Source organism: Vreelandella sp. 21, from assembly GCF_050995515.1.
Classification (GTDB): domain Bacteria; phylum Pseudomonadota; class Gammaproteobacteria; order Pseudomonadales; family Halomonadaceae; genus Vreelandella; species Vreelandella alkaliphila.
Genome location: NZ_CP194673.1, coordinates 1,142,723 through 1,166,502, shown reverse-complemented (window position 1 = coordinate 1,166,502; position 23,780 = coordinate 1,142,723). Strand labels below are relative to the sequence as shown.

Here is a 23,780-nt window from a genome sequence, read left to right as displayed (position 1 = left end):
TGTCGAGTCTGCCGCTTTGCCCGTTCAGCACGTGAGTGCTAGGCACTAGCGTTGAGTGGCGGCTTGCCAAAGTTATCTATCGAAATAGCACTGATGCAAATATAGCATTTTTGCCCAGCGTGCTTTTCTTATCAAAGGCTTTCGTGAAAAGAGGTTAGCCAATGAAACGACAAAAACGTGATCGCTTCCAACGGGCTTATGTTCACGGCTATAAAGCGGGCATTACGGGTCGCTCCCGAGATGACTGCCCCAGTCAAGATGTCAATTTACGCGAATATTGGATGAGTGGTTGGCGTGAAGGTCGCGGTGATCAGTGGGACGGGATGACCGGCGTCTCCGGTATCCATAAAAATCCCATGGTGATGACCTAGTTTTTTTACCTTTTTAAACATGACATTTGGAGTACGGAGCCCGCTGACAAGCGGGCTTTTTTATTGCTCAATTATGGCTGTTTCAATGCCTCGGCGCACGCTTTCACTAACCCAGGCCCTTGGTAGATCAACCCTGAATAGAGCTGCACCAAGTCTGCGCCAGCGGCAATTTTAGCAGCAGCAGCCTCACCGCTATCAATCCCGCCCACACCTATAATAGGCAGCGTTGGCAGTTGCGCGCGTAACAGGCGAATCACCCTATTCGATGCTTCAAAAACGGGTTTTCCAGAAAGCCCACCCGCCTCTTCTGACTGAGGGTCACTCTTAACGGCATCGCGAGCTATCGTAGTATTTGTCGCAATAACACCATCCAGCGCATTACGAGCAATACTGCCAGCCACCAGGGCGACCTCTTCTTCACTCATATCTGGGGCGATTTTAACCAGTAGCGGTACCTTGCGGCCTAACGCGCTGTCCAGCGCTTGGCTGCGCGAACGAATAGGCCCAAGCAATGCATCCAGCTGCTCGCCGAACTGTAATGTCCGCAGCCCGGGCGTATTAGGCGAGGAAATATTGACCGCAATATAATCAGCCACGCTGTGCACCGCCTCTAAACAAAGCAGGTAATCATCGAGCGCATTTTCCACAGAGGTGGTTAAGTTTTTGCCAATATTGATACCCACAACGCCTCTGTAGTGGCGCTTTTTCACCTGGGCGACAAGGTGCTCAACCCCTTTGTTATTAAATCCAAAGCGGTTAATGATCGCCTCGTGGCCTGCAAGCCGAAACAGGCGTGGCTTCGGGTTGCCAGGCTGCGCTTTGGGCGTCACGGTGCCTACTTCTACAAACCCAAAGCCCAGCGCGCCCAGCGCATCCAAGTGATCGGCATTTTTATCCAGCCCTGCGGCAAGCCCTACCCGATTACTAAAACGCAGCCCCATCAGTTCGACAGGGTCGCTCACAGGCTCACCATATACCCGCTGCACACCACCCACCCGATGCAGAGTATCTAACGCACCCAGCGCCAACCCATGAGACGTTTCTGGATCGAGTCGAAACAACAGCGAACGGGCGAAGTTATACATCAGCGAGGCTCTCCAGAGCAGTGGGCATAAAGCAGACGAGCGGACACGCTACATGTGGGCAAATAGACGACATAGCGCGCGGCGCGCAGAGTATAGCGTAAATCAAGTTATCTTCGCAGCGCTGAGCGGCGAGAAAGGCGATGCCGTGAAAAAGCGCTCACAAGAGCGGTATCAAGAGCAGTCTCAAGAACGGTCTCAAGAACCGTCATAAAAAAACCGCGCCCTGATTCAGGACGCGGTTAGGTGGTGTTACTTATCGAGCAAGTCGATAGCTAACTTGTGACTTACGCTTCGCTATCACTTTCAGCAAGGTCGACCAGTTCACGTACGGCGACGGCAAACAGTGCAAAGCCACCTTCACTGCCACCGCGCACTTCGTCAATCAGATGACACCAGCGGCGGTGTAGCTCGGCGTGCTGCTCAAGCCACTGAGCCACACGTTCTTGAGTGTCACGACTACCCGCCTCCAGCTTCAGAACACTGGTCGTTAGTGCCAGTTGCTGGCGATCAATATCGTCACGGAAGGTTTCTCGCGCTTGCGCTTGCCACGCATCACGCACTTCCAGCTGGGTCACCTGCTGGATAATCCAGGGTAACTCTAGACGGCTGCCAATTTCATAGAACACTTCGGCCACACGCTGAGGCTTCTCATTGGTGACCCGCGCTGCGTGAATAATGCCCAAACCTGCATAGAGACTAGGCGATGCAGCCACCGTAGAGGCTAGCGCTTCTGGCACACCTGCTTCTAGCAGCTCGTCGCAACGCTTACGCCATGTAGCCTTCTCTTCTCCGCTGAGCAGCTCACCAATCCCTTCTTGCAGTTGAGCAAGGCGAGGTCCGAAGTACTCAATTGTATCTTGGGTCGACAACCCCAAATGCTGACGCAGGAACCAGCGCGTCGCGCGGCGAATCATGCGCATCAGGTCGAGCATCATTGAGTACTGCACACGGTTCGGCACTTGGTTGTCCAGCGCCTCAATCTGTTCCCACAGTGCCGTCAGGTTAAACGCGTCTCGAGCGACCACGTAAGCACGAGCAATATCAGCTCGACCTGCGCCGGTAGAGTCCATTAGACGACGAACGAAGACGATACCCATGTGGTCAACTAGATCGTTGGCCACTTGGGTGGCAACAATTTCACGCTTCAGACGGTGGTCGTACATCTCGGTCTGGTAGCGTTCCGTCAACACCTCAGGGAACAAGCGTTCTAAATGACGATGAATGTAGGGATCATCAGGCACATCAGAGTTGATCAAATCGCCTTTCAGGGTGCTCTTAGCGTAAGAAATCAGCACCGACAGCTCAGGTAACCGCATGCCCTGATCATGACTGGCGCGCTCTTTAAGCACATCATCGCCAGGCAAGAACTCTAATTCACGATCAATTTGACCGGCTGACTCAAGCTCACTGATAAAGCGACGGTATGGCCCCATGCCTTGGTGAGACAGAATTTCTGACAGATCCAGCGCTTGGGTTTGACGATAGTTATCGAGAATGACTAGGTTAGCAACTTCCTCGGTCATATCTGATAGCAGCTGGTTACGCTGTTTGTCGGTCATGTCACCACGCTTAACCACTTCATCAATCAATATCTTGATATTGACCTCATGGTCAGAGCAGTTAACACCCCCGGCATTATCGATAAAGTCTGTATAAACGCGCACACCTTTAGCGGCCGCTTCCATCCGACCACGCTGGGTCAAGCCCAAGTTTCCGCCCTCACCAACAACGCGGCAATTCAACTCAGCGCCGTTAATACGCAGCGCGTCGTTGGCTTTGTCGCCCACGTCGGCGTCGGTTTCATCGGAGCTCTTCACATAGGTGCCGATACCACCGTTCCACAACAGATCAATCTTGGCCTTCAGCATGGCGCGGATCAGATCATTGGGTGAAAGGCGCGTTTCTTCGATACCAAACACCTGCTGCATTTCCGGAGTAATCGGAATCGATTTCGCACTGCGGCTAAAGACACCGCCCCCCTGTGAAATCAGTTCAGCATTGTAGTCTTCCCAACTGGAGCGCGGCAGATTGAACATGCGCTTACGCTCGGCGAAAGCCGCTTCTGCGTCGGGGTTCGGATCGACAAAAATATGCAGGTGGTTAAATGCGCCTACCAGCTGGATTTTATCCGACAGCAGCATGCCGTTGCCGAAAACATCGCCGGCCATATCGCCAATGCCCACTACCGTGAACAAATCTTGTTGGGTATTCACGTCGAGGTTTTTGAAGTGACGCTTGACGGATTCCCAGGCACCACGCGCGGTAATTGCCATTTTCTTATGGTCGTAACCGTTAGCACCGCCAGAAGCAAAGGCATCCCCAAGCCAGTGGCCATACTCTATGGATATCTCATTTGCGATATCCGAGAAAGTTGCGGTCCCTTTATCAGCGGCAACAACAAGGTAGCTATCGTCACCATCATGGCGTACCACATTTTGCGGTGGCACAACTTCACCACCCACTAGGTTGTCAGTGACATCCAGCAGTGCGCGAATAAAGATTTTGTAGCAGGCGATACCTTCTTTCTGCTGGGTTTCACGATCAGCATTTTCTGGCATGCGTTTGCATACGAAACCGCCTTTAGCTCCCACAGGCACGATAACCGCATTTTTCACCTGCTGGGCTTTTACCAGGCCTAACACTTCCGTACGGAAATCTTCGTGGCGATCTGACCAGCGCAAGCCACCGCGAGCGACTTTACCGCCACGCAGGTGGACACCTTCTACGCGGGGTGAACAGACAAAAATCTCAAATGCCGGACGGGGCTTGGGCATGCCCGTAACTTTCGAGGGCTCCAGTTTATAGGAGATGTAATCTTTAAAACGGCCATCATCCGCTTTCTGGTAGTAGTTAGTGCGCAGAGTCGCTTGAATAAGCTCCATAAAGCGACGCAGCAACTGGTCATCATTGAGGCTGGCGACACTTTCCAGGTTCTCATTTAAACGAGCAATACAGTCATCTAAGCTGCTTGGCTGATGCTTGGGATCAAAGCGCAACCGGAATAGCTCAACGAGCGCCTGGGTGATTACCGGGTAATTAGCTAGAGTAGCTGCGATGTAATCCTGCGACATACCAAAGCGAATCTGCTTAAGGTAACGGGCATAACCGCGCAGCATGGCGACTTCACGCCAATCAAGGCCAGCACCAATTATCAGACGGTTAAAAGCGTCGTTATCCGCCTCACCGGCCCATATACGCTTAAACGCTTCGCTAAAGGTGTCACGCATTTCGCTTAAATTAACGCCTTCGCGACTATGTTCCAGTTCGAAGTCATGAATCCAGTAACGCTGCTGCGGAGCATTAATGTCATAAGGGCGCTCGCCGATAACGCGCAACCCCAGGTTTTCCATCATCGGTAGCACATCAGACAGCGGGATCTGCGTTTCACGATGGAAAAGCTTTAAGTTCATACCGCCCGCTTGCTCTTCCAGGGGGCGATAAAGTGACAACGAGAGATCGTCACCGCTATCCAGGGTCAGTAGATGCTGAACATCAAACACCGCTGTGCGCGCGTTGAAATCTTCTCGGTAACTGGCCGAGAATGCGTCATGGAAGTCATCCATTTGGTGATTGGCACGCTCTTCACCAAAGCCTTCAATCATCGCTTCCTGAAGCTCATCACGCCAGCTACGTGCCAAACGTGCCACTTTGCTTTCTAAGCGCTTAAGATCGTATTGACTTGGTCCTTCACCATTAAAGCGCAGAATAAGCTGAATACGGGCTAAAACCGACTCTGATAAATAGGTGTTAAAGTCGCCAAAATGAGCGTCTAGTTCATCGCATAGCATCGTTTGTATGCGCTGGCGCAGGTCGGTAGAGAACACATCTCTTGGAACAAAGACTAAGCAAGAGTAGAACTTACCGCTGACGTCCGCGCGAATAAACAAGCGCACTTGGCGGCGTTCACGGATATTAAGAATACCGAGCGACGTGCTGGCCAGGGATTCGGTGCTGATCTGGAATAGGTCATCACGCGGATACACTTCCAACACTTGCAACAGCTGTTTGCCGTTATGACCCTGGGGATTAAATCCAGCAATATCCATTACAGCTTTCAACTTGCGACGCAGCAACGGAATATTGCGTGGCGATTCGTTATAAACCGTGGCAGTGAACAGGCCAAAGAAGCGCCGTTCGCCAATCACATTGCCGTCGTCATCATAACGGTCAACGGTAATGTAGTCTGGATATGTAGGCCGATGCACCCGGGAGTGATGAGCGCTTTTAGCAAACGACAGTAGCTGAGGTACCAGCACGTAGTCGCCATTCTCATCAATACCTTCTTCAGTGCGGATACGCTCGCGGTAACGAGGCTGATCAAGGCGGAAAACCCCCAGAACACTATTGGGGTCACGTTGTAGCTCTTTACCTTCCAGCAGGTACTCGTCGTAACCCAGGAAAGTAAAGTTATCTTTGAGCAGCCACTCTAAAAACGCGATGGCTTCTTCATGATCGTCAGGATCAATTTGCGGCGGGCAGTTTTTCTCTAGCTCATGAATAGCCGACGTGATTTGACCGCACATCTCGTCAAAGTCGCTGACTGCTGTTCTGACATCACGCAGCACTTCATGCAGCTTATTCTCAATTTTGGTCAGCGACTCAGGATCCGAATGGCGATCCACTTCAATGACCATCAACGATTCACGCGCTTCAGGCGCGTTTTCATCTCTTGGCGAAACGAGCTCTTTGAGCTGGTGCTGACCGTCACGAGCTACGGCAAATACAGCGTTCTGAATAGCGTGTACCGTTAGTCCGCGACGATTAAGTTCAATTCGTACCGAATCAACCAAAAATGGCATGTCTTCGTGCAAAACGGCAACGAAGGTATGAGTTGACTGCCAGCCGTGCTCTTCAAAGTCGGGGTTGAAGATGCGCACCTTGGGGCTTTTAGGATCGTGATGCTGTAAAAACTGCCAAATCGACAGCGTGGCCCCATACAAGTCGTCTAGGCGTCGGTCGACCAAGTCTTCCACGGGTACAGTGGCGTAGAAGTGGCGAGCAAAGGCTTCAACATCTGCCGCTCGCTCCGGCTCCAGTCGCGCATCCAATCGCTCTTGTAGCTGCTTCAAAAGATCCCGCCGACTCTCTTCAATCGCAACGTAATGCATCCATCACCTCGACTGCCTGGGGCCACTTTAGGCCAAAAAACGAAGGACAATAGGCCTTTAGGCCTTACTGTCTACTAGCTTACGCTACCGATGCTCGTCTCCCTAGCCATCTGACAGGTTATTCATGGTGTATGCCGCTTATGCATCATAAGCACTATTGACAAGACCTCTTAAGCACTATTGACAATACCTCTATAGCCCAGAGTTCTTTCGTGTGAGTAAGACACCGCATTCACAATGCTTGGTAAATGGAAACTGATCAAAAAGCGCGAACCGCTCAATATGATGCGTTTGAGTCAGTATGGTTAAGTTTTCAGCAAGCGTTGCCGGGTTGCATGAAATATAGACGATTTGAGCGTATTCGCTGATTTGATGACAGCTTTGAACGTCCAGACCTGATCTTGGCGGGTCTACCAACACGGTGGAAAACTCGTATGTGTCTAAGCCCATCTCCGTCACTCGACGACCTGTTTTCTCGCCTTTTAACGCCAGTGCGAACTCTTCAGCGGACATTCTTGCCACCTGAGCATTGGTCACGCCGTTAGCGTCCAGGTTGACGTTAGCGCTAGCAACCGAGGTACGGGAAATCTCAGTCGCCAATACACGGCGAAAGTTATCCGCTAACGCAATGGTAAAGTTACCGTTACCACAGTAAAGCTCCACCAAGTCTTCATACTGCCGTCCAGCGGTGGCCTCCCTGGCCCAGCTAAGCATGGTCTGGCAGATATGCGCATTCGGCTGCGTAAAACTGTTTTCGACCTGTTGATACACCAGTTCACGGCCATCAACTGTTAAGCGCTCCCACACATGATCTCGGGTTAGCACCAAGCGCTGCTTGCGCGAACGGCCAATAATCATGATGCCAAGCGCCTCCTCCAGTGCGCGCGCTTCGGCTTCCCAGGCCTCGCCTAACGGGCGGTGGTAGATCAGCGTTACCAAGGCTTCGCCAGACAACGTGGTTAAAAACTCAACTTGAAATAAGCGCCGACGAAGTTCATCGCTGGCAAGAAACGCTTCTCGCAGACGCGGCATCAGCGCATTGATATGCTCACTGGCAACGGGGAACTGATCCAAACGCACGACACGCTTGTTTTTAGGATTATCCGAATCGACCTCAAACATGGCGTAGAAGAGGTCATCATCTTCATGCCAAATACGAAATTCGCAGCGTTGCCGATAGTGGCTTGGCGGTGAGGGGTAGACTTCTAGCGTGGGCGTGGTGAACGCTGCAAAGGTCTTCTCCACGTAGGCTTGCTTTTCAGCGAGCTGTTCGGCGTAGCGTTCTGGTTCTACAGTGGGGATCGCCAAGGTAGTTCCTCATTTAAGTAAATAACATCAATAAAAACAAATAACCTAACAGAGGGACTACACCGCGTTAGGAATCGATAATTGTTGTGGCGCGTGAAAACCAAAACGTGCTAACCCTTTAGTGAGTTGCGACGCTGATGCTGTCGTGAAACAACGCCCATCTTGGGCGCTGCTGGCTATAGTAGGTGCCACTTGCCCTACCCGACGAGCAATTGCATCGCCAGAATCTACCCACACCAAGGGTACCGGCGATAGCCGGATTAGCTCAGTTTTCAGCAGTGGAAAATGGGTACAGCCCAGCACAACCGTATCGAGTGCTGGGTTGGTCTGGGTAGCCTGCCATAAAGGTGTTAGCGCTAGATTTATGCGCTGCTGGTTAATCGGTATGCCGGATAGCCACGCTTCCGCCTCTGTAACAAGCTCACCTGCTGCCACCCTGGTGATCACACAGTCACTCGCGAAACTATTAATTAACGTCTGCGTATACGGCCTGTTGATGGTCGCCGCTGTGGCGAGCAAGCCAATGTGACGTGTCTGACTACTCAACGCAGCAGGTTTGATAGCAGGCACCGTTCCAACAACCGGAATATCTAACGCTGCACGCAATCCCTCTAACGCTAGAGTGCTAGCGGTATTACAGGCAACTACCAAGACACTCGCCTGACAGGCATCTACTGCCGCTTTGCATACCGAGACAATACGCTGGGAGAGCGTCACATCATCACGTAGACCATAGGGTAGCCACGCATTATCACAGGCATAACACATTGCCAGATGCGGATAATGCTGGCGAAGCGCATGGGCAACAGAAAGGCCGCCCACACCTGAATCAAACAGTAGTACAGGCCCTGACATCACTGCTTAACCATCCAATACGCGTTGTACATGCCACCCTCCTCAAGCCGCCAATAAAAAAACGGGGCGTTAGTCTAACACGCCCCGTTACACCTTGAGTGATCAGCTTACGCGCTACATTGATGGCACTTCGGCACCACGCAATTCAGCGTAAAGTTCGGGGTACGCTTGCTGTAGGCGCTCTAGTTCTTTTTCAGCCCCCTCAGGTAACGCTTGACGAAGCTCCTCCATATCCTCTTCACTGAAATGCTTATCTATCAACGGGAACAGACCCTCTCTCTCATGACGGAGATAGGCTCGGTGTGCATCAAGGTACGCTTTCAACGCCTCTGCAAAGCGATCCATGGGGAGCACGTTATCCATTAGAATCATGTCGATATCATTGGATAAACGGGACAGGCGCGGCTTTAATTTTCGATAGTCACTGGCCATTTGCTCCATCAATGGAAGGTGCTCAGGAGCCTGCTCTTGCAGACGTTCCACGCAAATCTTTTCCAGCGGAGAAGCAAAACCATCCATATAAGACAAAATGTAGTCCACCACCTCACGCATCAACTGGAAGTCGGGCCGCTCACCGCTCACGAGTGTTTTTTGTTTTAGCTGCAACACATGGAGCATTCGCGCCATGTTGGCATGATCTAGACGCAGTTGGTTTAACATCTTGCCGTCTCCTTTGTAAGTGCCTTACCTTTCGCCCATTGCCTACTAGCGCTTAAGCGCATGGCATGAGCTGGGTTCAACTACACTGGTGTTAATCGTTACCATGCGCCTTTGGCATTACCTAGGCAAGCAGGCGCTTATCCGTCGGTTATGCCCAAAGGTAGCCCGACGTAACATTATTTACCACAGACACTTGTTAATCGTTGATTGTTCAACGGCAAGATTTACGATGGAAATTTATAGGGAACGTTTATATGGATCTTTTTGACCGCGCGTCCGTTACCACGAGTGAAGACGCGCCCCTTGCCTACCGTATGCGCCCTCTAACCCTTAACGATTACGTCGGCCAGCAAGCATTAGTGGGGCCTGAAAAACCCCTACGTCGTATGGCAGAGTCCGGTGCCGTGCGTTCAATGATTTTATGGGGGCCACCTGGTGTAGGGAAAACCACGCTAGCAGAGTTATTGGCACGTGCTTCTGGCGCTCATCTTGAGCATTTAAGTGCCGTCATGGCCGGTGTAAAAGAAATTCGTTCAGCAGTAGAGCGAGCACAGCAACGCACATCGCCCACACTTCTATTCTTAGATGAAATCCACCGATTGAACAAGAGTCAACAGGATGCGCTGCTACCCCATGTAGAATCGGGTCTGCTAACGCTGATCGGCGCAACGACAGAAAACCCCTCTTTTGAGGTTAACTCGGCGCTACTTTCCCGCGCTCGGGTTTATGTACTAAAACCACTGAGCCATGAAGAACTTATCCAGGTGTTAACTCAGGCGTTAAACGACGCAGAGCACGGCTTGGGAAAGCGCTGCATTGAGATGGAAGAGGGCGTGTTAGAGGCACTTGCCCATGCCAGCGCAGGCGACGCACGTCGCGCGCTAGGACTGCTAGAAACGGCCTGCGACTTTACTGAGCGACACAGTGATAGAGAAGTGCTGCACAAAGCGGTGTTAGCCGATGTCGTTGGGCATCAATCAAGCGCCTTTGATAAGCAGGGTGACGCTTATTACGATTTATTATCAGCCGTTCATAAATCAATTCGCTCATCACGCCCTGATTCAGCCCTGCTGTATATGGCACGCTTTTTACAGGGCGGCGGCGACCCGCTTGATATTGTGCGCCGCTTAACGGCGATTGCCTCAGAAGATGTAGGAAATGCTGATCCACGAGCACTACCCCTAGTCATTGCTGCCTGGGATGCCTATTTACGTTTAGGCGATTATGAGGGCCAGCGGGCGATTGCCCACGCCGCCATTCATTTAGCGGTTGCTCCAAAAAGTAATCGTATCGATCGTGCCTGGAAGGCTGCACAGCAGTTTGTGCAACAGCAACCACAGCTGGAAGTTCCCAGCTATCTTCGTAACGCCCCCACCAAATTGATGGAGCAGTTAGGACATGGCCAAGGTTATCGCTACGCGCATAACGAAACCTATGGCTACCCTGCTGGCAGCGCTCATGACTGTTGGCCTGATGACGTACCTAAAACACGATTTTATGAACCGAGCGTCTTTGGTCAGGAGAAACGCTTTGGTGAGATAATGGCGTGGCGGGAACAGCAGGACCTAGAAGCAGATCAGGCACCTTAAGGTGCCTGATCTAGTCATCGTGCGACATTATTACGAGAGTGTATTGCTCTTCTCACAACATTTTTTACAGCTCTTCGCGGATAACATCAGTGCCTTCAGGAATATCAAAATTGAATAAGCTGCGGTCAATACTACCGTTACGGGTAATGTCGCTAAACGTAATCGCAGTACGCTGACCAGTACTGTCCATCATCCACAGTTCCGTTAAGGTCTGATTGTCAAAGACCATGCTCAGCTCTTCGAATAACGTATCCGCTGAGATAGGAATCAGCGTAAATACGTCATCACCGTCCTGCTGCTCATGAAATACGTCATAGCTAGCAGTTAAATCGCTTGCACTGCCTGAAAGCAACAGCGCGGGTGTATGAGTGACCCGGTCATCCATTGCCTGAATGGTGACTTGCTCAAGATCAGGGTCATAGAGATAAACATCATCACCATCCGAGACGACGACTTGCGTATAAGGCGCATCTACTTCCCAACGTAGCATGCCAGGGCGCGAGAGCCACATTTCCCCACGCGCGCTTTGTAAACGCTCACCACCACCGTCCAAAATTTGCTGTTCAAACGTCGCTTGATAGTTCTCAAGCGGGTCAAGCCGCTCAGTAAGGCGCTCTGCAGCCTCGTTTGCCCACGCAATAGGCGATGCAAAGGCTAACCCTAGTGCACTGGCTGCTAACGCCAACGCTGATGAGCGTCGAGTATGTGTATCGCGCATTATATTCTCCCTAGGCAGTCATTGCCGAATAGCGGACGAGGCAAGGAGCGTTAAGACGATCCGTGTAGCCTCTCAGACGCAAAACGCGCCGCAGGGTTTCACCTACGGCGCGACTTTCACGCTTATTGCATTATTGAACCAAGCGCCGGGCACTCATTAACAGATAAGTCAGTGGCCTATCGGTGGCGGTGCCAACACTTCACGGGCACCGTTAGAACCCATAGAGGTAACCACACCGGCACCTTCCATTGCTTCTACCAAACGTGCAGCGCGGTTATAGCCGATTTTGAAGCGACGCTGAACGGCAGATATAGAAGCTTTGCGTGTTTCGGTAACGAACTGAACCGCCTCATCGTAAAGCGCATCCTGCTCAGCATCATCGCCATCTACGCCCTCAGCCTCAAGCCCCGTCAGCGCATCGGCAGTTACACCGCCTGACAAAATCTCTTCAATATACTCAGGCGCGCCACGTCGCTTCCAATCATCCACGACCCGGTGCACTTCGTCATCGTCTACAAAAGCACCATGAATCCGGTTAGGCGGCCCTGAACCAGCGGGTAAGTAAAGCATATCACCATGGCCGAGCAGGCTCTCGGCGCCCCCCTGGTCCAGAATGGTACGCGAATCAATCCGAGACGATACCTGGAAGGCCATTCGCGATGGAATATTCGCCTTAATCAGCCCCGTCACCACATCAACAGAGGGGCGCTGAGTAGCCAAAATCAGGTGGATACCCGCTGCACGCGCCTTTTGTGCCAAGCGAGCAATGAGTTCTTCAACTTTCTTCCCGACGATCATAAACATGTCGGCGAATTCGTCGATCACCACCACGATGTAGGGCAGTTTTTCAAGGATTGGCGGCGTTTGATGCATTTCCCATGGCTGTGGCTCCCAAAGCGGGTCGGCAACTTGTGCGCCGGCACTCTCAGCCTCATCTAAACGACCATTAAAGCCTGCAATGTTACGCACCCCCATTGCCGCCATTAATTTGTAGCGGCGCTCCATCTCCGCAACACACCAGCGCAGACTATTTGCAGCTTCTTTCATATCCGTGACCACGGGAGCCAAAAGGTGTGGAATGCCATCGTAAACTGACAGCTCCAGCATTTTTGGGTCAACCATGATCAGCTTCAGCTCATCTGGGGTCGCTTTTAGCAGCATGGAAATCAGCATGGCATTAACACCCACTGACTTACCAGACCCCGTCGTACCCGCAACCAGAAGATGGGGCATCTTACCTAGATTAGCGACAACGGGCCCGCCGCCAATGTCCTGACCCAACGCCATGGTCAGTGGCGAGCTTTCTTGTTGATAACGGTCAGAGTCAATTACTTCACGCAGACGAATCATTGCTCGATGGGGATTAGGTATTTCAATGCCGACCGTTGGACGTCCAGGAATTACCTCAACCACACGTACACTCTTGACCATTAACGAGCGTGCTAGGTCTTTAGCAAGGTTACTGATTTTGGAAACCTTCACCCCAGCCGCTGGCTTAATTTCAAATCGGGTGATCACAGGGCCAGGCCATGTATCAACGACTTCCGCCTTAACACCATACTCACGCAGCCGCACTTCCAAGAGCTCCGCCATATCAGCAAGCTGCTCGTCCGTGTAATTTGGCTCATGCGGCTCTGGAGGCGTCAGCAGCTGGAGACTGGGCACATCCCCTTCTGGCTCATCAAATGTTTCAAACGCTGGACGCTGGCTCTGCAGATGCTCAACGGTCCACAGAGTAGGCCCATTGTCAGATTCTTTTTCCTCAGAAGACGCCTCGTCGGCAGACATGTCATTTGAATCCACCGTCTCAGAAGACTCACCTTGGGGAACCCCAACCCTGGGTGCCTCCGCCCTGGATACCTCAGTCCTGGATACATCAGTCCTGGATACATCAGTCCTGGATACATCAGAATCATGTAGCGTTGGCTCTTGGCGCGTAGCAGTAACGGCTGGTCGTGCGACAGGGAGATCATCTTCCTCATCATCCCATACTGGCTCTGGCACGACTTCAGGTACTCGTTCGGAACGAGGCTCAGGGGGCGTCGCATGTACAGGGCGAGAGTCACCAGCATCTCGCAGCGTGATTGCGGGCGTATGCTCGGGTTCAGGCATGCTGGTAGAAACAGGCGCCATCTCGCGTTCAACGTCGTCGCCTTGCTTAGCTGCATCATGCTGTTTTATTTCATGCGCTGCATAAGACATCGCCTGAGACGTAGCTTGATGCTCTGTTTCATCGCGTGATACGTCTGCCGATGAAGTAAATGGCTGCGTTTCTGCTGGCTGAAAACTAGGTGCAGGATGAGAAGCCGATTTTTCACCGGCTAGCTCATCACGCGCTGGCCGATCGAACGTTGGCTCTGCCTCTCTCGCGGAGAGCGGTACTGAAAGTGTTGGCTCGCTGCTTTCGTCCTTGATGCGCACCGCAAAAGCATCCTCGCGAGGCGCGCTGGGCAATTTTTCCTCGGCGTCTTCTACAGCGTCTTCCGCAACCTTTTCCACATCGTTGTTCACAACAGGCTCTATTTTAGGCTCTGTTTTAACCTCTGTTTTAACCTCTGTTTTAACTTCTGCTTTAGCTTCACGCCGCTCTTCAGCCGTGGTTTCAAGCGGCTGGTCATTAGGCTCAACCGACGGAACATCCTGAGGGGCGTCCATCTCAGAAGCAGGCTGTTCAGCCGCAGTTGAGGATGCACGCTTGGGCATCTCTTCCTCAGGCAACGCCCCTGAAAATGCAGCCGCTGCCCATGGAATTGAGGTATCTGTCGTAGTGGTTGAAAAACTAGGCTCACGACGTACGCGGCTGCTTTCTTGGGCGGGTGCTTGCTGGTGACTACTCTCTTTTGGACTTGGGCGTTGCGAGTCACTCTCTGGCTTAGCCGCTTTAAATTCAGCTAGTGGTTTCTCTTTTACTTTCTGAGACGCCGCTTTCGCGGCGGCACGCACAGCAGCACGCTGGGAGCGCCTCTCACGCCCTTTAGCACGCCGAGCGCTGAACCAGCCCCCTACTTTACACAGACGACGACCAAGCTCATCAGCCACCTGTAACCACGACATGCCGCTAAACAGTGGAAAACCGATCAAGATTAGCGCAGCAGAAATAAGACCAACACCACCATTGCTGACAAGTGGTTTTAGAGTGCTGACTAACCCTTCGCCCAATATACCGCCAGAGGCGTAAGGCAAAATGCTGTCAGGATGATAAAAATGCAGCGCACCCAACATCGTCGTGCCGAAGATAAGCAGCACTAATCCTCCGGTGTGGACAGCAATCGCTACCGGATCGATATCAAACCGCACTTGGCGTGACCTCATTAGCCACCAGGCTGCATAACCAAACATTCCCGGCCACCACAAGGCACTTGCTCCCAGCAGCGAATAAAGCACGTCCGCAAGCCAAGCACCAACAGGTCCCATCCAGTTATGAACATCCGTTTCCGGCCCTTGATAAGACCAACCTGGGTCGGCAGGGTCATAACTAAACAGTGCCAATAACAAAAATACGCACAGCGCAAGCAGCACCACGACCACGCCTTCGCGCGCCGAGCCCTGCAAGCGCAGGCCAAATCGACGAGCTTTATCCTTTGCGGCTTTAACTCGCCCAGTTGAGGCCGTTGATGATGGTTGACGCGAGTTACGTTGCGTTCGCTTGTCTACCGCCTTATTTACTTTCAAGCGATTCTCCCTTTACACCTCAATGGTGTCTTTAATCCACTTGCGAGTTTGCATCATACCGAGCATCCTTTCGCCGTCACAGCGCTTCTATCGAAGTGTTCAGTAACAGGAGCAAACAATGCTACCTTGGCTTTCATCGCCACAGCCTATCTTTCCGTCTACCGACCTTGCCCTCGAGTCACCGAACGGCCTTCTTGCCGCAGGCGGAGAGCTCTCCCCCCACTGGTTAATCCACGCTTACCGAAAAGGTATTTTTCCATGGTATAGCGATGATGAACCTATTTTGTGGTGGAGCCCCAACCCACGTATGGTATTGCAACCACCACAGTTTAAACGACGTCGTAGCCTTGTTAAGCGATTGCGTCATGGTGGCTTTATCGTCACTGTGGATCAACAGTTTGAAAACATTGTTAAAGCATGCGCTGCGCCACGCTCTGGGGAGCCAGGCACTTGGATCAATCAAGATATGCGTCACGCTTACCAACGTCTACATGAGCTAGGCATCGCGCATAGCATTGAAGTACATCTTGAAGGCCAACTGGTTGGCGGGCTTTATGGATTAGCAATGGGGCCAATCTTCTTTGGTGAATCAATGTTCTCGAAAGTGCCCGATGCCTCTAAAATTGCCCTCGCCCACTTAGCCCATGCTATGCAACACCACGAGGGTAAGCTGATCGACTGCCAGATGCACACACCTCACTTGGCGAGCCTTGGTGCGACAACAGTCGCTCGTAAGACGTTCATCAACTATCTTGAAAAGTGGTTGCCTAACGAGGCATTTAACTTAACGAATATGACCAATGAAGCGCCTATTATACCTGGATCACCGTGGCTTGGTGCCATTGCCTCAGGCCACTCTTCAGAATGGTAAGCGTATTCAAACTAGTCCATATTCAAGCTAGTCCATGTTCAAACTAAGCAAGGAGGCAAGCCGTGAGTAGTAACGCTCCTCGCCGCCCTGTGCGGGATTTGCGCTTCTTCCTAACCGTTCCCCACGCCTGCAGCTATCTTCCTGGCAAAGAGGCAACCACTCTGTTTCTGGATCCCCAGGAATCTCCCGTTCCCGGCGTTTATGACTCACTTTCGTTACTCGGCTTTCGTCGCAGCGGTCGCCATCTATACCGCCCTCACTGCGAGGGTTGCAATGCCTGTCGCTCAGTACGCATTCCTATCAGTGACTTTAGCGCTAATCGCACCCAACGCAAACTCCGGCGCCTTAATGCCGATATTGCTACACGTGTAGTGCCTGCACGCTATGAGGCAGAGCATTATGCACTCTATGCAGATTATATCCGCTTACGCCACGCCGATGGTGACATGTATCCGCCTAGCCGGGAGCAGTATCGTACCTTTTTAACGCTTGAAGAACCCTATGCACACCTTTTAGAGATGCACCTGGATGGGAAGCTCGTCGCGGTCGCGGCATTTGACCAACTTGAACATGGGCTATCGGCTATTTACACGTTTTTCAGTGTCGATAAGGCCTTGGAAAAGCGATCACTGGGAACGTTTGCTATTCTCAAACTTATTGAGCTGTGTGGTGAAAAGTCTCTCCCCCACTTGTATCTTGGGTATTGGATTGAAGAGTGCCGTAAGATGCGTTACAAGCGCGCGTTCACCCCAATAGAGGTGCTCGACGGGAGACATTGGCGGCCTTTAATTTGCTAAACTTGCCAGCTTTTTTGCCTTGATGGCAGGCTTACGGCACAATATAGCGCTGCTTGCTGGGTAACCGTCACCTGACGACACCCATTGAAGTGACTAATTAGACCAAACCATTACGTTAAATAAGTGAGGATCTGCCTATATGGCACGCGAAGATCATATTGAAATGGAAGGCGTTATTGTTGATACCCTTCCCAACACCATGTTCCGTGTTGAGCTGGAAAACGGCCACGTCGTCACCGCTCATATTTCAGGCAAGATGCGCAAAAACTACATCCGCATCCTGACAGGTGACAAGGTAAAAGTAGAGCTGACGCCCTACGATCTGTCAAAAGGCCGTATTGTTTATCGCTCGCGCTAAGCCTTGGTAACGCCTACAAGCAAATACTGCCCGCGCATGCACGCATCTTGACTGAAAATATAGCGTAAGTACGGCGCCGCTCTCTGGAAACGACAACGCCCCGTCGGATGACAGGGCGCTGTGCTTTAGTGAGGCATGAGATAAGGGCTTAATGTAGACTTAGCGCCCTTTTCAGGGCGCATCCGCCATCTCCGACTCCGTTGACAAATGCAGCTCACCTTCTTCAAGACTAACGTGCACAATGCCGCCTTGATCAGCCAGCTCGCCAAATAGAATCATCTCAGCCAACGGCTTCTTCAGTTTCTCCTGGATCAAGCGAGCCATTGGGCGCGCTCCCATATCGGGATCGTAACCCTTCTCTGCCAACCAGTCTCTCGCGGTATCATCCACTTCAAGCTGTACACGCTTTTCGTCCAGCTGTGCCTGTAGCTCGATCAGGAACTTATCGACTACGTTACGCACAACAGACGTTTGCAGCGCATGGAACTGGATAATACCATCCAAGCGGTTGCGAAACTCAGGCGAGAAGGTGCGACGAATCACTTCCATCGCGTCGGTTGAGTGGTCTTGGCTTTGGAAACCGATAGAGCGCCGTGATGCCTGCTCTGCCCCTGCGTTCGAGGTCATGATCAGGATCACGTGACGGAAATCCGCCTCGCGGCCATTGTTGTCTGTCAAACGACCGTGATCCATAACCTGCAGCAGCAGGTTAAACACTTCAGGGTGCGCCTTCTCAATTTCATCTAGCAGCAATACACAATGCGGCTGCTTAGTGACGGCTTCCGTTAACAGGCCCCCTTGGTCATAGCCAACATAGCCTGGAGGGGCACCAATCAAGCGTGAAACAGTATGACGCTCCATGTACTCCGACATATCAAAGCGTACTAGTTCGATACCCATGATATGCGCCAACTGCTTAGCCACTTCGGTTTTACCAACACCGGTTGGGCCAGCAAACAAGAAACTACCTACTGGCTTATCTGGCGATTTCAAACCGGCACGGGAAAGCTTAATGGCAGCGGAGAGAGTATCGATGGCCTCATCTTGACCGAACACCAACATTTTCAAGTCGCGGTCGAGCTTCTCTAGCAACTTACGATCAGAACTTGAAACACTCTTTGGCGGAATGCGCGCAATAGACGCCACTACCGCTTCTACCTGTTCAACATCAATAGTGTTAGTCCGCACTTCTGGCGGTAGCATACGCTGGTGCGCGCCTGCCTCATCAATCACATCGATGGCTTTATCGGGTAGGTAACGGTCATTGATATAGCGATCAGCCAAACGAGCGGCACTCTCTAGCGCGCCATCGGTGTACTTAAGCTCATGGTGTTCTTCAAAGCGCGAACGTAACCCTTTGAGGATCTTAATGGTGTCATCCACAGAGGGTGCTAGCACATCCACTTTTTGGAACCGACGAGCCAGGGCGCGATCTTTCTCAAAAATACCGCGGAACTCTTGGAACGTTGTCGAACCGATACACCGCAACTCACCGGAGGAAAGCAAGGGCTTCAGCAAGTTAGACGCATCCATTACGCCACCCGAGGCAGCACCCGCGCCTATTACGGTATGAATCTCGTCAATAAAGAGCACGGCGTTAGGCTGCTTGCGTAATTCACTAAGCAAGCTTTTTAGGCGCTTCTCGAAATCACCGCGGTATTTAGTACCCGCTAACAACGCTCCCATATCAAGCGAGTAAACCACTGCATCGGCAATCACATCCGGCACATCTTCTTCAACAATGCGCTTTGCTAAGCCTTCTGCGATAGCGGTTTTACCAACACCAGCCTCGCCGACCAATAGCGGGTTATTCTTGCGCCGGCGGGCAAGGATTTGCACCACGCGCTCAAGTTCATGATCGCGACCAATCAATGGATCTATTTTGCCTTGACGCGCCTGCTCATTCAGGTTGGTAGCATAACCGGTTAACGGATGCGCAGCCCCTTCAGAACTACCCTCTTCAGCATCTTCACTCTCTTGAGAAGACGGCGATGGAGCAGCCCCATGGCCAGCCACCTTAGAAATACCGTGAGCGATATAGTTAACAGCGTCTACGCGCGCAACGCTTTGTTGCTTGAGGAAGTAAACGGCTTGGCTTTCCTGCTCAGAGAAAATAGCGACCAGCACATTAGCGCCAGTCACTTCACTCTTTCCAGATGACTGCACATGAAATACAGCACGTTGCAATACGCGCTGAAACCCAAGGGTAGGCTGGGTTTCGCGATCCGCCTGACTCTCAGGAATCAATGGTGTGGTCGAATTAATAAAATCCTGCAGATCGGACCGCAGCTTATCGAGATTCGCCCCACACGCCTTTAACACGTCAACTGCTGACGCATTATCCAACAACGCCAGGAGCAGGTGCTCAACGGTCATAAACTCGTGGCGCTTTGAGCGAGCCACGGTGAAGGCCGTGTTCAGGGTAAGTTCAAGTTCTTTGCTCAGCATGGCAGTCCCCTTTTCGCTACTACCTAGGGCGTGTCGCCACCTAGGGCTTGCGTCGGATCAGTTTAGTCGACCGGCACTTTCAACATCGGGTACAAATGGCGCACTTGCAAGGCCCATCGCTAATTTTTTTCAACGCTTTCAGTCAGCAGCTTCGATATCACACATTAAAGGATGCTCGCATTCGCGGGCATATTCATTGACTTGGTAACTTTTCGTTTCTGCAATATCCCGTGTAAAGATACCGCACGTCGCTTTACCTTGGGTATGCACCGCAAGCATGACCTGAACCGCCTGCTCACTATCCATATTAAAAAATTCCTGTAATACCTCAACAACAAACTCCATCGGTGTGAAATCATCATTGTGAAGTATCACTTTGTACAACGGCGGCCGAGCAAGCTCTGGCTCAGCTGGCTGAACGGCTAGATCATCATCATATTCAGGCGCATCTGGCCGAGTCATTCCTGCGTGCAGGATAGCCATGACGTATGGGCTGTCTGTAGTAGGCATAAGCAGCAAGGGTTATCGTCTCTTAGCTGGCAAGTGGTGTCTTACGGCGCTTGAATCATCCATCCTAGCTTGAAACTCACTAACTTTAACTAAGCTAGATTTAATCACTCTGATTTTGCTCTCCAAAGTAAGACGCCCGTTACCAGCAAGGGTTCATGGAAAATACAAAATTAGCATACTAAATAAGACAAAAAACCCTCGCCCACCAAAGCGGGCGAGGGATATCACAGCGTTTTCATGCGTATTGCCCAGCGGCAACGCAGACTGCTGGTGATTTAAGTCTTAACCGTTTGCGACCATTGCAAGGGCTTCATTGAGCGTCTTACTTGGGCGCATGACTTGACTAGCCACTTCCCCATTCGGGTGGTAATAGCCTTTAAGGTCAACAGGCTGGCCTTGCACGCCATTCAGTTCGTCAATGATCTTAGCTTCATTGGCTTTCAGCGTTTCTACCAAACGGGCAAAGCGTGTTTTCAGCTCAGCGTCTTGATCCTGAGCGGCTAGTGCTTCTGCCCAATAGAGCGCTAGATAGAAGTGGCTTCCTCGGTTATCAAGCTCACCCACTTTGCGCGAAGGTGATTTATTGCTCTCAAGGAACTTGCCGTTAGCTTCATCCAACGCTTTCGCCAGCAACTTAGCACGGTCATTGCCAAAACGTTTAGCGAGGTGTTCCAAAGAAGCAACCAGCGCCAGGAACTCGCCAAGGCTGTCCCAACGTAGGTGGTTCTCTTCAAGCAGTTGCTGAACGTGCTTAGGTGCGGAACCACCGGCACCCGTTTCAAACAGACCACCGCCATCCATCAACGGCACGATAGAAAGCATTTTGGCACTAGTGCCCAACTCAAGAATCGGGAATAGGTCTGTCAGGTAATCACGGAGAATATTGCCCGTCACCGAGATCGTATCGAGACCACGAATCACGCGCTCAAGGGTGTAACGCATCGCCCGAACTTGAGACATGATATGGATTTCGAGGCCATCTGTATCGTGATCTTTAAGGTACGTTTTGACCTTTTTGATCAGCTCATTCTCGTGCGGACGGTAAGGATCAAGCCAGAACACCGTCGGCATACCAGAATCACGGCAGCGCTCAACCGCCAACTTCACCCAGTCGCGAATCGGCGCATCTTTGACCTGACACATGCGCCAGATATCGCCCTGCTCCACCGTCTGTGATAGCAGTACTTCACCCGTGTCCAGATCAGTGATGTTGGCAACACCATCCGCTGGCACCTCGAAGGTCTTATCGTGAGAACCATACTCTTCAGCTTTTTGCGCCATCAAACCAACATTGGGAACGGTACCCATTGTGGCCGGATCAAACGCGCCGTGCCATTTACAGAAGTTGATCATTTCCTGATAAATACGCGCGAACGTCGACTCAGGCATAACGGCTTTGACGTCCTTGAGACGACCATCAGCACCGTACATCTTACCGCCAGCGCGAATCATCGCCGGCATCGAAGCATCAACAATCACATCACTGGGTGAGTGGAAGTTGGTAATGCCGCGAGCCGAATCAACCATCGCCAGCTCTGGGCGCTTGTCATGGCACGCATGCAGGTCACTAATGACTTCATCACGCTGGGATTCTGGCAAGGTCGCAATCTTATCGTAGAGATTAGCGATGCCATTGTTAACATCGACACCCAACTCTTTGAAGAGCTCACCGTGCTTCTCAAAGGCGTCCTTGTAGAAAATTTTGACGCAGTGCCCGAACACGATGGGGTGCGAGACCTTCATCATCGTCGCTTTTACGTGCAATGAGAACATCACACCGGTCTTACGCGCATCCTCGATTTCACGCTCGTAAAACTCCAGCAGCGCTTTCTTGCTCATAAACATGCTGTCAATGATTTCGCCGTCCAGCAGCTCGACCCGAGGCTTGAGCACCTTGGTTTCACCGCTGGCAGTGATCAGCTCCATCTTGACGTTGCGAGCGCGATCCAAGGTCATCGACTTCTCGCCGTGGTAGAAGTCGCCACTATGCATGTGTGAAACATGGGTACGCGACGCCTGGCTCCACTCCCCCATAGAATGCGGGTACTTGCGGGCGTACTCTTTCACGGCCTTCGGTGCGCGACGATCAGAGTTACCTTCACGCAATACGGGGTTAACTGCGCTGCCTTTCACTTTGTCATAGCGCGCCTTGATATCTTTCTCTTCATCGCTGCTTGGGTCATCCGGATACTCGGGCAGCTTGTAACCTTGTTCTTGCAGCTCTTTGATCACCGCCCGCAGCTGCGGCATAGAGGCGCTGATATTCGGTAATTTGATGATATTGGCTTCGGGAACCTTAGCCAGCGCACCTAATTCGGCCAGGTGGTCTTCGATACGCTGCTCTTCGGTCAAGTAGTCGGGAAATAAAGAGAGAACGCGAGCCGCCAGGGAAATATCCCGGGTTTCCACCTCGATACCCGCAGCGTCGGTGAAAGCGTCAATAATCGGTAGCAAAGAGTATGTCGCGAGCGCAGGCGCTTCGTCGGTGAGCGTGTAAATGATCTTCGGCGTTTTAGACATTTTGCGTTAACCTCTTTTTTCTATCGCTGTGATTATAGAGATCCTGAGCGACGCGACTTCTTCAACGAGAGACCATGCCGCGAAGCAGGCGGGGCCATTTAATTTGGCTTTCCCGGTTATCAATCGGTGGTTTTTACGGTGGTTATTTCAGTGGAAATTACGACAACTCCGGCACGACATAAACGCTATTCAAAGGCGGCTTTTCAAGAACTGCCTTTGAAATATTAGCCTCAAAGTATACCAGCGCTGCATTTTAATCGCATGAGAGATTGTCGACAAATCAAGGGCACCCTTCTAAAGAGATCATGAGCACTTTATATTTACTGCATAAACCCTATCGTATGCTCTCTCAGTTTACCGACAAACAAGGCCGCGCCACATTAGCCGATGTTATAGATGTGCCTGGCGTGTACGCCGCAGGGCGGCTTGATTATGACTCTGAGGGCCTGCTGTTATTAAGTGATGACGGCAGCCTCATTCACCGTATCGCCCACCCACGTCACAAGCAGCCCAAAACTTACTGGGTGCAGCTCGAAGGGCAGATTAATGATGAGGCAATTAGTGCTCTGAAAAACGGTGTCACCTTAAAAGATGGCCCAACCCAGCCAGCAAAAGCCCGGCGCATTGAGCCACCGGTCATCGCACAACGCGACCCAAGGATTGACCCTAAGCGCCACCCCTCCACCAGTTGGTTAGAGTTAACAATCAGCGAAGGCCGCAACCGCCAAGTACGGCGCATGACCGCCCATGTAGGGTTTCCGACGTTGAGATTGATACGCGCGGCGATTGGCACATGGCAACTTGGCGACTTGGCCCCAGGCGAGTGGCGCAAACAAACACTGCACGCTCCACGCCCCACTAAAGCGCCAAAGCGCAGCGGCGCACCTCGGCACAGGCACTCCAAATGAGC

General features: G+C 51.8%; 16 protein-coding genes. 6 read left to right on the top strand and 10 right to left on the bottom strand.

The genetic code is table 11. The features are described from left to right. Positions 1-161 precede the first annotated feature (161 nt). Entirely contained in the window at positions 162-371 is a 210-nt protein-coding gene (gene rmf / locus ACN06F_RS05325; RefSeq protein WP_009722578.1) for a ribosome modulation factor, read from the top strand. A gap of 71 nt (positions 372-442) precedes the next feature. Here the strand turns inward: rmf and ACN06F_RS05320 are convergent, their stop codons facing one another. The 5 genes from ACN06F_RS05320 to ACN06F_RS05300 form a co-directional block, all read right to left on the bottom strand. Then, positions 443-1,456 (bottom strand): quinone-dependent dihydroorotate dehydrogenase, encoded by a 1,014-nt coding sequence (locus ACN06F_RS05320; RefSeq protein WP_415964185.1) that lies wholly within the window; start codon positions 1,454-1,456, stop codon positions 443-445. A 284-nt stretch (positions 1,457-1,740) separates the two neighbouring features. Then, positions 1,741-6,564: an NAD-glutamate dehydrogenase gene (locus tag ACN06F_RS05315; RefSeq protein ID WP_433924800.1), complete on the bottom strand. Its 4,824-nt coding sequence runs from the start codon at positions 6,562-6,564 to the stop codon at positions 1,741-1,743. Positions 6,565-6,756: 192 nt separating this feature from the next. After that, a complete protein-coding gene (gene trmA, locus ACN06F_RS05310; RefSeq protein ID WP_433924799.1) occupies positions 6,757-7,872 on the bottom strand; it encodes a tRNA (uridine(54)-C5)-methyltransferase TrmA in 1,116 nt (371 codons plus the stop codon). A 57-nt stretch (positions 7,873-7,929) separates the two neighbouring features. Further along, positions 7,930-8,727, bottom strand: coding sequence for a glutamate racemase (gene murI, locus ACN06F_RS05305; protein ID WP_433924798.1), 798 nt, complete (start codon positions 8,725-8,727; stop codon positions 7,930-7,932). Between the two features lie 114 nt (positions 8,728-8,841). After that, entirely contained in the window at positions 8,842-9,387 is a 546-nt protein-coding gene (locus tag ACN06F_RS05300) for a hemerythrin domain-containing protein (protein ID WP_038482554.1), read from the bottom strand. 254 nt (positions 9,388-9,641) lie between these two features. On the opposite strand from ACN06F_RS05300, the gene ACN06F_RS05295 reads away from it, so the two are divergent. Beyond that, a complete protein-coding gene (locus tag ACN06F_RS05295) occupies positions 9,642-10,976 on the top strand; it encodes a replication-associated recombination protein A (RefSeq protein ID WP_433924797.1) in 1,335 nt (444 codons plus the stop codon). Positions 10,977-11,040: 64 nt separating this feature from the next. Here ACN06F_RS05295 and lolA read toward each other — a convergent pair whose 3' ends face one another. Then, on the bottom strand, positions 11,041-11,694 hold the full coding sequence (gene lolA / locus ACN06F_RS05290; protein ID WP_095602352.1) for an outer membrane lipoprotein chaperone LolA: 654 nt from the start codon (positions 11,692-11,694) through the stop codon (positions 11,041-11,043). 168 nt (positions 11,695-11,862) lie between these two features. Next, a complete protein-coding gene (locus ACN06F_RS05285; RefSeq protein WP_433924796.1) occupies positions 11,863-15,366 on the bottom strand; it encodes a DNA translocase FtsK 4TM domain-containing protein in 3,504 nt (1,167 codons plus the stop codon). 118 nt (positions 15,367-15,484) lie between these two features. Here ACN06F_RS05285 and aat point away from each other — a divergent pair, with 118 nt between their 5' ends. From aat to infA, 3 genes are all read left to right on the top strand, one after another. Then, positions 15,485-16,237 (top strand): leucyl/phenylalanyl-tRNA--protein transferase, encoded by a 753-nt coding sequence (gene aat / locus ACN06F_RS05280; protein ID WP_433924795.1) that lies wholly within the window; start codon positions 15,485-15,487, stop codon positions 16,235-16,237. Between the two features lie 62 nt (positions 16,238-16,299). After that, entirely contained in the window at positions 16,300-17,034 is a 735-nt protein-coding gene (locus ACN06F_RS05275) for an arginyltransferase (protein ID WP_038482539.1), read from the top strand. Between the two features lie 139 nt (positions 17,035-17,173). Next, the gene (gene infA, locus ACN06F_RS05270) at positions 17,174-17,392 is read left to right on the top strand and encodes a translation initiation factor IF-1 (protein WP_007111068.1); all 219 of its coding nucleotides are present in this window, start codon (positions 17,174-17,176) and stop codon (positions 17,390-17,392) included. Positions 17,393-17,563: 171 nt separating this feature from the next. Here infA and clpA read toward each other — a convergent pair whose 3' ends face one another. From clpA to ACN06F_RS05255, 3 genes are all read right to left on the bottom strand, one after another. Continuing rightward, a complete protein-coding gene (clpA, locus tag ACN06F_RS05265) occupies positions 17,564-19,840 on the bottom strand; it encodes an ATP-dependent Clp protease ATP-binding subunit ClpA (RefSeq protein ID WP_095602355.1) in 2,277 nt (758 codons plus the stop codon). 138 nt (positions 19,841-19,978) lie between these two features. Further along, positions 19,979-20,323, bottom strand: coding sequence for an ATP-dependent Clp protease adapter ClpS (gene clpS, locus ACN06F_RS05260; RefSeq protein WP_174412716.1), 345 nt, complete (start codon positions 20,321-20,323; stop codon positions 19,979-19,981). Between the two features lie 309 nt (positions 20,324-20,632). Next, positions 20,633-22,870 carry an NADP-dependent isocitrate dehydrogenase gene (locus tag ACN06F_RS05255; protein ID WP_095602356.1) on the bottom strand — a complete coding sequence of 746 codons (2,238 nt, stop codon included), beginning with the start codon at positions 22,868-22,870 and terminating at the stop codon, positions 20,633-20,635. A gap of 305 nt (positions 22,871-23,175) precedes the next feature. Between ACN06F_RS05255 and ACN06F_RS05250 the strand changes: the two genes are divergently transcribed. Further along, positions 23,176-23,778, top strand: a complete 603-nt coding sequence (locus tag ACN06F_RS05250) for a pseudouridine synthase (RefSeq protein WP_198348429.1) — start codon at positions 23,176-23,178, stop codon at positions 23,776-23,778. Positions 23,779-23,780 lie beyond the last annotated feature (2 nt).

What these genes read in the sequence shown, in the direction of transcription:
- lolA (WP_095602352.1), bottom strand. Translation starts at nt 11,694, where the DNA reads ATGCGCGATACACATACTCGACGCTCATCAGCGTTGGCGTTAGCAGCC.
- ACN06F_RS05250 (WP_198348429.1), top strand. Translation starts at nt 23,176, where the DNA reads ATGAGCACTTTATATTTACTGCATAAACCCTATCGTATGCTCTCTCAG.
- clpA (WP_095602355.1), bottom strand. Translation starts at nt 19,840, where the DNA reads ATGCTGAGCAAAGAACTTGAACTTACCCTGAACACGGCCTTCACCGTG.
- ACN06F_RS05315 (WP_433924800.1), bottom strand. Translation starts at nt 6,564, where the DNA reads ATGCATTACGTTGCGATTGAAGAGAGTCGGCGGGATCTTTTGAAGCAG.
- murI (WP_433924798.1), bottom strand. Translation starts at nt 8,727, where the DNA reads ATGTCAGGGCCTGTACTACTGTTTGATTCAGGTGTGGGCGGCCTTTCT.
- infA (WP_007111068.1), top strand. Translation starts at nt 17,174, where the DNA reads ATGGCACGCGAAGATCATATTGAAATGGAAGGCGTTATTGTTGATACC.
- clpS (WP_174412716.1), bottom strand. Translation starts at nt 20,323, where the DNA reads ATGGCTATCCTGCACGCAGGAATGACTCGGCCAGATGCGCCTGAATAT.
- ACN06F_RS05295 (WP_433924797.1), top strand. Translation starts at nt 9,642, where the DNA reads ATGGATCTTTTTGACCGCGCGTCCGTTACCACGAGTGAAGACGCGCCC.
- ACN06F_RS05255 (WP_095602356.1), bottom strand. Translation starts at nt 22,870, where the DNA reads ATGTCTAAAACGCCGAAGATCATTTACACGCTCACCGACGAAGCGCCT.
- ACN06F_RS05320 (WP_415964185.1), bottom strand. Translation starts at nt 1,456, where the DNA reads ATGTATAACTTCGCCCGTTCGCTGTTGTTTCGACTCGATCCAGAAACG.
- rmf (WP_009722578.1), top strand. Translation starts at nt 162, where the DNA reads ATGAAACGACAAAAACGTGATCGCTTCCAACGGGCTTATGTTCACGGC.
- ACN06F_RS05300 (WP_038482554.1), bottom strand. Translation starts at nt 9,387, where the DNA reads ATGTTAAACCAACTGCGTCTAGATCATGCCAACATGGCGCGAATGCTC.
- aat (WP_433924795.1), top strand. Translation starts at nt 15,485, where the DNA reads ATGCTACCTTGGCTTTCATCGCCACAGCCTATCTTTCCGTCTACCGAC.